The organism is Streptobacillus canis, assembly GCF_009733925.1.
Lineage (GTDB): Bacteria > Fusobacteriota > Fusobacteriia > Fusobacteriales > Leptotrichiaceae > Streptobacillus > Streptobacillus canis.
Window position 1 is genome coordinate 1 of the sequence record NZ_WOEI01000038.1, and the last position, 8,578, is coordinate 8,578.

Annotated in this window: 11 protein-coding genes; 1 reads left to right on the forward strand and 10 read right to left on the reverse strand. The window is 27.7% G+C overall.

The window, feature by feature from the left end:
* Window positions 1-1,213 (reverse strand): left-handed beta-roll domain-containing protein (locus tag GM111_RS07700; protein WP_197034535.1); only part of this gene is annotated, 1,213 nt, incomplete at its 3' end.
* A gap of 715 nt (window positions 1,214-1,928) precedes the next feature.
* Between GM111_RS07700 and GM111_RS07705 the strand changes: the two genes are divergently transcribed.
* Window positions 1,929-2,135 carry a hypothetical protein gene (locus GM111_RS07705; RefSeq protein WP_156300522.1) on the forward strand — a complete coding sequence of 69 codons (207 nt, stop codon included), beginning with the start codon at window positions 1,929-1,931 and terminating at the stop codon, window positions 2,133-2,135.
* 267 nt (window positions 2,136-2,402) lie between these two features.
* On the opposite strand, the gene GM111_RS07710 is transcribed toward GM111_RS07705, so the two are convergent.
* The 9 genes from GM111_RS07710 to GM111_RS07750 all read right to left on the reverse strand — a co-directional run.
* Window positions 2,403-3,080 (reverse strand): OmpA family protein, encoded by a 678-nt coding sequence (locus tag GM111_RS07710; protein WP_156300523.1) that lies wholly within the window; start codon window positions 3,078-3,080, stop codon window positions 2,403-2,405.
* A 225-nt stretch (window positions 3,081-3,305) separates the two neighbouring features.
* A complete protein-coding gene (locus tag GM111_RS07715) occupies window positions 3,306-4,694 on the reverse strand; it encodes an alanine/glycine:cation symporter family protein (RefSeq protein WP_156300524.1) in 1,389 nt (462 codons plus the stop codon).
* A gap of 6 nt (window positions 4,695-4,700) precedes the next feature.
* On the reverse strand, window positions 4,701-5,651 hold the full coding sequence (locus GM111_RS07720; RefSeq protein ID WP_156300525.1) for a 2-keto-3-deoxygluconate permease: 951 nt from the start codon (window positions 5,649-5,651) through the stop codon (window positions 4,701-4,703).
* The gene (locus GM111_RS07725) at window positions 5,644-6,396 is read right to left on the reverse strand and encodes an SDR family NAD(P)-dependent oxidoreductase (RefSeq protein WP_156300526.1); all 753 of its coding nucleotides are present in this window, start codon (window positions 6,394-6,396) and stop codon (window positions 5,644-5,646) included. The genes GM111_RS07720 and GM111_RS07725 overlap by 8 nt, the downstream gene beginning before the upstream one ends.
* 68 nt (window positions 6,397-6,464) lie before the next feature.
* Entirely contained in the window at window positions 6,465-6,749 is a 285-nt protein-coding gene (gene rplW, locus GM111_RS07730) for a 50S ribosomal protein L23 (protein WP_156300527.1), read from the reverse strand.
* A complete protein-coding gene (rplD, locus tag GM111_RS07735) occupies window positions 6,749-7,393 on the reverse strand; it encodes a 50S ribosomal protein L4 (RefSeq protein WP_156300528.1) in 645 nt (214 codons plus the stop codon). The genes rplW and rplD overlap by 1 nt, the downstream gene beginning before the upstream one ends.
* A gap of 20 nt (window positions 7,394-7,413) precedes the next feature.
* Complete coding sequence (gene rplC / locus GM111_RS07740) at window positions 7,414-8,040, reverse strand: 50S ribosomal protein L3 (RefSeq protein WP_156300529.1); 627 nt, start codon at window positions 8,038-8,040, stop codon at window positions 7,414-7,416.
* Between the two features lie 63 nt (window positions 8,041-8,103).
* Window positions 8,104-8,415, reverse strand: a complete 312-nt coding sequence (gene rpsJ / locus GM111_RS07745; RefSeq protein WP_456243028.1) for a 30S ribosomal protein S10 — start codon at window positions 8,413-8,415, stop codon at window positions 8,104-8,106.
* Between the two features lie 48 nt (window positions 8,416-8,463).
* On the reverse strand, window positions 8,464-8,578 hold a 115-nt coding region (locus GM111_RS07750), incomplete at its 5' end, for an EF-Tu C-terminal domain-related protein (protein ID WP_156299820.1).

An 8,578-nucleotide genomic window follows, 5' to 3' on the forward strand; every position in this document is an offset into this window, starting at 1 on the left:
TTCCTACTGCTACTATATTTTTCCCAGATACTTTAAAGTTTGATTCTTCTTTTGTTGTATTAAATCCTAATACTATATTTCCTTCTGCTTTTGCATCTGCTGTTCCTTTTAATATATGGTTATTTCCAAAAACCAAATTACTTGTTGCTGTTGTAACATTATTACTTGATCCAATTAAAATTAAATGATTTACATCTTCTAATGTGTTTTTATATCCTAAAATGTTATTAAAAGTACTAAATTTATCTGAAGCTGCTTGTGTATTATTAGAATTTAATGTTAAATTCAATCTTGCTCCACTTCCAATTAATTTATTTCCAACTCCAGTTATATTTGAGAACAGAGCAAAATCAACTTTATTAGCACCCCCAGTTATCCCAACAGAGCCTAATTCTACTTCATTTGAAAACTCTCTAAATGTATCTGCAAATTCTTTTATATTACTACTTCCTCCACCAGTAAGAAAAGCATTAAATAATTTTTCAGAATTTGGAGTTAAATATGAATTTGAAACTTCATTACCTACTCCTATAATAGCAACCCCATTACTTTTACTTATTTTATTTGCAGTACCAGATACTATTGAAGCTAACCCTGCATAGTTTAATTTTTGTTCATTGCCTTCAATAGAATTTAACGTACCTGTAATTACTGAACCTAACCCTTGCGTTGCTGCAGTGGAATTACTAATAAATCCTAAAATCCCTTTACCATTAACCCTAGGTCTTTTAGATATTATGTTATATGCTCCAAATATTGATGAAAAATTTCCTCTATTTATTGAATTATCTCCTACTGTTGTCGTTGAAATTCTATCAAGTAAATCTGACTTACTACCTTGTGCATTCCAATCTCCAATTGCTCCTGTTATATCTCTATGCCCTATATCTATAGTTCCAACACGTGCATGCGTTTTATTTCCTATAGCTATTCCTCCACTTAATTTATCTTTTGTTCTTCCAAAAGCTACAATTTTTTCATGATTTCCTTCTGGAAAAAATTCTGTTTTTGCACCATTTCCTATTGCAATTGAATTAGGTCCATGTGCTTCTGATGCTGGCCCAATCGCCATTGCTCCTGCACCTGATGATTTAGTATTTGTTGTAGTTATCCCTGTAACACTTGTTATATCAACATATTGAGATGCTGGGGTTCCATAAATTATATTTACCGTTAGTAAAAAAAACATCGCCTTTAATAATTTTTTCTCCATCATTTTTATATAATAAATATTATTATATATCTCCTTTCATTTTTTATTATAAAATTTCTATTTTTGTACTTATATAGTTTAACATATTTATATATTTTTGTCAATAAAAATATATAAATCAATTAATAACCCTAAATCAAAATAGTAAGTGTCCAAAAATAACTTGAAAAAAAGTGGATATACAGTACAATCATAAACGACCAAATTCATTGAAAGGAACTGTATACCCATGACTAATAATACAATAAAAGAAAATAAAAAGTTTTTTAATGTCTGTATATAAAGAATATAGTTATTATTTTAGGAAAATTTATAAAAACAATAAAAAGAGGAAGAATAAAGTAATTAGATACAATGTATAATAATATTTTAGTATACTCTAAGGACACATCTTACTCTAGGTAATAATAAGAAGAAAATTGAGCTTAAAATTGAAAATAACGAAGATTTAATTAAGGATATTGTTAAATTATTAAAATAAAAAATACACCTTCTCCTATCGTCATTAAATTAAGTGAGAAGTAAAATATAAATTGTACTGTTCAAACACTTTACAATTACATAAATAATGTTTTTTTGAAAGTTATGGATACAAGAAAGAGAATAATACTATAATATATAAGAACAAAGGTATTAAGAGTCATAAAAAAACTGTTACTAGATATGATGCATTAAGTATAAATAAAGGAATTGAAAGTATAGATAACAGAAAAAAATGGGTCATTGGGAAATAGATAGTGTAGTTGGACTTAGAGAAAGTTCTGAAAAATCAATAATGATTCTATCTGAAAGAAAAACTAGAGTTAATATTGTTTTTCTACTTTCTTCAAAAACAAATGAAAATATAATAAAATCAATAACATCAGATAATGGAACAAAATTTTCTAATGTAATGAAAATAACTAATTTAGGTGTTGATTGATATTTTACATATCCCTATTGTTCTAATGAAAGAGGAAGTAATAAAAATAATAATAAGTTTATAAGAATATTTATTCCTAAAGAAATATCTATGAATTATTTAATAAAAAAAGATGTCAAAGCTATTGAAAATTTTATGAATAATTATCCTAGAAAAATTTTCAATTCTTTAACATCCCAAAAAGTTTATGATAGTCTATTAAATCTTTTTTGATACTTACTATTTTAATTTAGAAAAATTTATTAAAATATTGTTTATTACACATACTTAGATATAGAAAACTTTTATTTCTACTCTTCTATTTTTTAAATTTGAAATATCTATATTTTCAGTTGAACGACCCTCATAACTTATTAATTCTTTATTTATTTTTAAATTTTGAATTATAAATTCATAAACAAATTTTGCACGAATTTTAGATATTGATTGATTATACCATTCTACTCCTTGATTATCTGCATATCCTAAAATTTCAATTTTCTCTATTTTATCATTAGATATTTTTGTAAAAAAATCTAATATTTTATTTTTATTTTCATATGATAGTTTTGCACTTTTAAACCCAAAACCATCTATAATTAATATTTTTGTTTTATATTTTTTTTCAAAAATTGATTCCTCTTCTATTTTATTTTTTTCCTTAATTATATTTTCTTTATTTTTTTCTAAATTTTGAATAATTATATTTTCTAAATTATTTATTTTTTTCTGTATTTCTTTATATTCTTTTAACTGATTATTTAAATTTTCTATTTTTTCTTTTAGTTCATTAATTTCAATTATTTGATTACTTTCAGAATTAACTAACCCTGTTAACACTTCTTTCATTACTTCAATATTTTGAAATGCTCTTTCTAACCCCTTATTTAATTCATTGATTTCATACTCATTGTTTGAAAAAGAAAAAAAAGAAAAAAAGAGATAAAAATACAATATTTTTTTCATTTTTTTCTTATATAATATAGTTCGTTATTAAACTACGTTATACATCTCCTTTCTTTTATATTTTAATATTTCATATTTAATCACTTTTTTATTTTTAAATTTTATATCTACTTAAATTCATTTGATATATTGTTAGTGAAACATGAAAATATCTAATATATATTATATAAATTTAAAAGGAATTATTACTAATTAAGTATAAATATTTTTTATCTTCATTTTATCTTAAGATTTTTCCTTTATTATTCCTTTATAATCTTCTAAATGTAAAACTTTATTTGGATTATTAAAATAGTGTTTTACCATTTTAATAACTACAGACTGTAACATAAAGACTGCAATTAAGTTTGGTATTGCCATTAAACCATTTAAGGTATCTGTAATTGCCCATACTTCTTGTAGTCCTCCTATACCTCCAATAAATATTATTGGTATGTATATAAGTCTATAATACAGTATATATTTTTCTCCAAAAAGGAATACTACTGCTTTTTCACCATAGAATGACCAACCAAGTATAGTTGAGAATGCAAACAGTGTAAGTCCTATAGCTACTATATATCCACCACCCGTAAATCCTTGATTGAATGCATAAGATGTAAGTTCAGACCCACTATATCCACTATTCCAACTCTTAGTAACTATTATAACTAATGCGGTTAAAGTACATATTACTATAGTATCCATAAATACTTCAAATACTCCCCACATTCCTTGCAATACTGGATGATCCGTTTTTGCAGAAGCATGAGCTATAGGTGCTGAACCAAGACCTGCTTCATTTGTAAATACACCTCTTGCAATACCCTGTCTTACTATTTGTTTAAAAGTTACCCCTGTAAAGCCACCTATTGCAGCTTGTTTACTAAATCCCATAGTAAAAATTTGATAGAAAGCATTAGGTATTTCTTTGAAATTTAATACTAATACCACTAATGATCCAATAATATAGAAAAGAGCCATAAACGGAACTAAAGCTTCACTAACTTTAGATATTCTTTCTATTCCCCCTAAAAGAACTATTGCTGCTATAATCATTATTATTATACTAGTAATTTTAGGATCTACATTAAAGTTTGCACGTATTGCATTTGAAATAGAATTTGATTGTGTCATATTTCCTATACCAAAAGATGCAAGCACTGTAAATAAAGCAAATAATTTGGCAAGCCATGGTAAATTTAACCCATTTTTAATATAGTACATCGGTCCACCATTATATCCACCTTCTTTTTTTCTCTCTCTATATACTATAGCTAGTACTACTTCAGAAAATTTTGTTGCCATTCCAAATATTGCAGAAAGCCACATCCAAAATATTGCACCTGGTCCTCCAGTTGCAATAGCTATTGCAACTCCAGAAATATTTCCTGTACCAACAGTTGCAGCAAGGGCTGTAGCAACTGATTGAAATGCAGTAATCTCACCTTTTAATGTCGTATCTTTAGTAAACATTTTAAGTAAAGTATTAGATAATATTAATTTTAATTTTGAAATTTGTATCATTTTTAATCTTACAGTTAATAGTATCCCTATACCTACAAGTAAAAATAGACTTGGCCATCCCCAAACTATATTATTTATTATTTCATTAAATTTTAAAATCTTTTCCATTAAGTTCTATTTACTCTTTTCATTATATTTTTTTATCATTGATGTAAATACTGGTGTTAATAATGCAGTTATGATAACAGCAGCTGCAATTTGAGCAGTTGCAGCATCTTGAAATACTGCTAAATTTGGATCTGCTTTTGCTAAAGCTTCAGGGTTAGCTATTGCACTTGCTGCAACTGAAGAAATTGATGCACCAGCAATTCCACTTCCACCTGTTAATTTATCCATAGTAACAGTAATTATACCTACAACAAATACTGCTATTAATCCTAATAATATTCCTGGTAATCCACCTTTAAATATTTGTGATAAACTCATATTTGCTCCTAGTGCAAATCCTACAAGTACAGTAGTTGCACCTAATCCTTTAGTAAATAATTGTTTTAAAAAAGGTGAATAATTTGCAAGTAATATTCCTAAAATTAACGGTACTATTGATCCAATAATTGCAAGTGGTGATATACTTGCAAGTCCTGCTGAAGTTAAAGCTATCATCGTTACAGTTGGTCCAACACTTAATGAAGTTATTGCAACTGCTCCTCTTTCTACTTCATTTCCATAAACTGATGTAATACCAGCATATAAAGCATTATTTGCAACAGAAATTGCTCCTATTACAGCAACAGCACTTAAACCTAAAAAATTATTATTAAATACTTTTGCAACTATTAATCCTAATACAACTGCAACTAGTACTTTAGTCAAAATAATAACAAATCCTCTAACTATTGATTTAGGAGTAGATTTTAATGAAATTGTCCCTCCTAAAAATAGTAAAAATGCTCCAACTAATGGACCCACACCTTTTACAATAGCTGTTGTAAATGAACCTATTTGTAAAATTTGTGGAAAAAAACTATTAATTAGTGTACCTATAATTAAAGGTACAACTATCATATTCCCAGGTATTTTTGAAAAATATTTTCCAAATATTGTATCTAAATTTTTATCAGCCATCTAAAGTTATCCCCCCATCAACATCTCCTATTTCTCCTGTAACAAAGCTTGCTAAATCAGAAGCAAAGAATAATATCATTTGTGCAATTTCTCTTGGTTGCGCCTTTCTTCCAAGTGGTATCATTGATATTACTTTATTTTCTTTTTCTTTATCTTCTTTTAGAGCATTAGTCATTTCAGTTTCCGTATATGAAGGACAAACACAGTTACATGCTATACCGTATTTTCCTCCTTCTTTTGCTACTGCTTTAGTTAATCCGTTTAATCCAGCTTTTGATGAAGCATATGCTGCTGTCCCTAAAAGTCCTCCACCTAATTTTGCTGCAACTGAAGATACGTTAACTATTCTTCCACCACCATTTTCTTTAAAATGTTCAAAAATCGATGAAATTGTTGTGAAGTTAGCATTTAGATTAATACTTACCACCTTATTAAACTCAGCATCATCTAAATCATCAAATTTTTTACTACTTATTATTCCAGCACAGTTAACTAATACATCTATTTTACCAAATTTTTGAATTAATTCATTAAATACTCTTCTAATATCATCTTGCTTTGAAAGATCTAAATATTGAAAAAATACTTTATCTTCTCCTAATTCTTTAATGGCTTTTTGAGCTGCACTTTCATTTATATCTAATATAATAACTTTAGCTCCCCCAGAAACCATACCTTTTACAGTTTCTAATCCTATTCCATTTGCTCCACCTGTTACTATACAAGTTTTATCTGTAAATTTCATGTTTCCTCCTTATTTATATATTATATAAAAAGAAAAGATTAGTAAAAACTAACCTCTTCCCTTATTTATTACACTTCGTATGCTTTAATTGTTTCACCATTTACTAATTTAACAATCGCTTTTTTGTAAGCAGGTGTTTTGTAAACAGTCATTCTAGCTATAGCTGTTGTTGGTTTCATGTTAATAGTATTAACACTTGCAACTTTAACATTGAATAATTTTTCAACCGCTTCTTTTATTTGTAATTTATTAGCTCTTCTATCTACTATAAATACATATTCATTTGAATTTAATAAAATTCTTGCTTTTTCTGTATTTAATACAGGTTTTTTGATTACGTCAAAAATTGTCATTATCCAAGCACCTCCTCGATAGTTGCAAGAGCTTCTTTAGTAATAACTACTTTATTGTATTTTAATAAAGCATATACTGATAACTCTCTTGGGTCTAATATTTCAGTTTTTTCGATATTTCTAACTGATAAGTATAAATTCCAATCAGCATCTTCTAAATAATCGTTAACTATAAATAATTTTTTATCTTCTACCATATTAACTTTTTCTGTAAAATTAACAAATGTTTTTGTTTTAGGAGTATCTAACATATAGTCTTCTAATACAATTACATCTCCATTTTGAATTCTAACAGCTAATGCTGATTTTAAAGCTAACTTTCTAACTTTTTTGTTAACTTTTTTCTCATAATTTCTTGGTTTAGGTCCGTGGACAACTCCTCCACCTACCATGTGAGGTGCTCTTGTTGATCCTTGTCTAGCACGTCCTGTTCCTTTTTGTCTGAAAGGTTTTCTTCCTCCTCCAGATACTTCTCCTCTTGTTTTTGTTGATGCAGTTCCTGCACGTGATGCTGCAAGTTCTGCTGTTAATACTTCATGCATTACATATTTATTAGGTTCTAATCCAAAGATTTCAGCACTAACAGTTGCTGTCCCTTTTTCTTCACCATTTAAATTATATACTTTTAAATTAAAATCTGACATTTTTGCCTCCTCTCTCTATATTAGTATTTTTTTACTGATTTCTTGATAACTAAATAACCATTTTTAGGACCTGGTACTGCACCTTTAACTAATAGTAAGTTATTTTCTACATCGAATTTAACAACTTTAAGATTTTGAACTGTTACATTTTCATTTCCTAATCTTCCAGCCATTCTTTTACCTTTTGGTACGTTTGAGTTTGATGCAGCTCCTCCTGCATTTGATCCTCCAAGTCTATGGTTTCTTGAAACCCCGTGTGTAGCTCTGTTTCCACCAAAGTTATGTCTTTTCATAACCCCTGCAGTTCCTTTACCTTTTGAGATTCCTTGAATATCAACAAATTCAATACCTTCTAATACATCAACTTTTAATTCTTGACCTAAAGTGAAATCTTCACTTGATTCTACTTTAAACTCTTTTAAGAATTTTTTAGCTGTGATTCCGGCTTTTTTGAAAACACCCATTTCTGGTTTATTAACTAATTTTTCTCTTTTTTCATCATAAGCTAATGTTATTGAAGTGTAACCTTCTTTTTCTAATGTTTTAGTTTGAACTACGAAATTTGGTCCAGCTTCAATTACAGTAACTGGTATTAATTTTTCGTTTTCAAAAATTTGTGTCATTCCAATTTTTTTACCTAATATCATTTCTTTCCTCCTTAATATATTGGTTGATAGAGCTCTTAGGCTCTACCAACTTGTATCAAAGCACTATTGCTTTATTTCTATTGAAACACCTGCTGGTAAGCTTATTGAGCTTAAAGCTGTTAAAATATCATTACTTGATTCTTTGATTTCAATGAATCTTCTATGTATTCTCATTTCAAATTGTTCTCTTGAATCTTTATTAACATGTACTGATCTTAAAACTGTATATTTTTTAGTTTTAGTTGGTAAAGGCATTGGTCCTGCAATTTTAGCACCATTTTTCTTTACCACTTCTACTATTTTAGCAGAAGTTTGATCTAATAACTTGTTATCGTAAGATTGAAGATAAATTCTTTTCATTTTATTATCCAAAATAATTCCTCCTCAATTTGTTTATTTACAGTTAAGTTAATTTTAAATTTATTATTCAGCTATTTCAGCAACTACTCCTGATGCTACTGTTCTTCCACCTTCTCTGATTGAGAATCTTAATCCTGTTTCAATCGCGATTGGGTGAATTAATTCTACTGATACTGAA

Excerpts from the sequence above, each read along its gene's own strand:
- GM111_RS07705 (WP_156300522.1), top strand. The coding sequence starts at position 1,929 with ATGGGTCATTGGGAAATAGATAGTGTAGTTGGACTTAGAGAAAGTTCT.
- GM111_RS07710 (WP_156300523.1), bottom strand. The coding sequence starts at position 3,080 with ATGAAAAAAATATTGTATTTTTATCTCTTTTTTTCTTTTTTTTCTTTT.
- GM111_RS07715 (WP_156300524.1), bottom strand. The coding sequence starts at position 4,694 with ATGGAAAAGATTTTAAAATTTAATGAAATAATAAATAATATAGTTTGG.
- GM111_RS07720 (WP_156300525.1), bottom strand. The coding sequence starts at position 5,651 with ATGGCTGATAAAAATTTAGATACAATATTTGGAAAATATTTTTCAAAA.
- GM111_RS07725 (WP_156300526.1), bottom strand. The coding sequence starts at position 6,396 with ATGAAATTTACAGATAAAACTTGTATAGTAACAGGTGGAGCAAATGGA.
- rplW (WP_156300527.1), bottom strand. The coding sequence starts at position 6,749 with ATGACAATTTTTGACGTAATCAAAAAACCTGTATTAAATACAGAAAAA.
- rplD (WP_156300528.1), bottom strand. The coding sequence starts at position 7,393 with ATGTCAGATTTTAATTTAAAAGTATATAATTTAAATGGTGAAGAAAAA.
- rplC (WP_156300529.1), bottom strand. The coding sequence starts at position 8,040 with ATGATATTAGGTAAAAAAATTGGAATGACACAAATTTTTGAAAACGAA.